2 protein-coding genes are annotated in these 521 nt (G+C 45.5%); both read left to right on the top strand.

The annotated features are described in order from the left end of the window. The coding region (locus GCE9029_RS25565; protein ID WP_197475446.1) for a YraN family protein at window positions 1–211 on the top strand (211 nt) is incomplete at its 5' end. A gap of 2 nt (window positions 212–213) precedes the next feature. Beyond that, window positions 214–521 (top strand): D-sedoheptulose-7-phosphate isomerase (locus tag GCE9029_RS25560; RefSeq protein ID WP_157487871.1); only part of this gene is annotated, 308 nt, incomplete at its 3' end.

The raw sequence follows: 521 nt of genomic DNA, 5'->3' as shown, positions 1-521 counted from the left end.
CGAGGTAAAGTATCGTCAAAGCACTCAGTATGGCTTAGCTCAAGAGATGGTTACGCCCTCTAAAGCACGAAAGCTTCAAAAAGCCGCCACCCTTTGGTTGCTGCAAAACGGCTTATCGCCTTACGATACTGATTTTCGATTCGATGTCGTTGCCATTCATCAGCAAGGCAATGACATTAACTGGATAATGAACGCGATCACTCAAGGATAACCATTCGCGATAGCATTAAAGAAAGTTTCACTGAAAGTATTCAAATTCAAATTGCGGCTGCAGAAGCGCTTCCTGACGTTATTACCCACGCTGCACAAGCCATGGTAGCAACACTACTCAACGGTCACAGAATTCTTTGCTGTGGTAATGGCGGCTCAGCTTCCAACGCCCAACAGTTTGTCTCTTGTTTACTGAACCGCTTCGAAACTGAACGTCCCAGCTTACCCGCTATGACTCTAACTGCCGATAGCACCACTATGACGGCAGTAGCAAATGACTATAACTTTGAAGATATCTTTGCCAAGCAAGT

Source organism: Grimontia celer (assembly GCF_900055185.1).
Lineage (GTDB): Bacteria > Pseudomonadota > Gammaproteobacteria > Enterobacterales > Vibrionaceae > Enterovibrio > Enterovibrio celer.
This window is presented reverse-complemented; position numbering and strand designations above follow the sequence as displayed.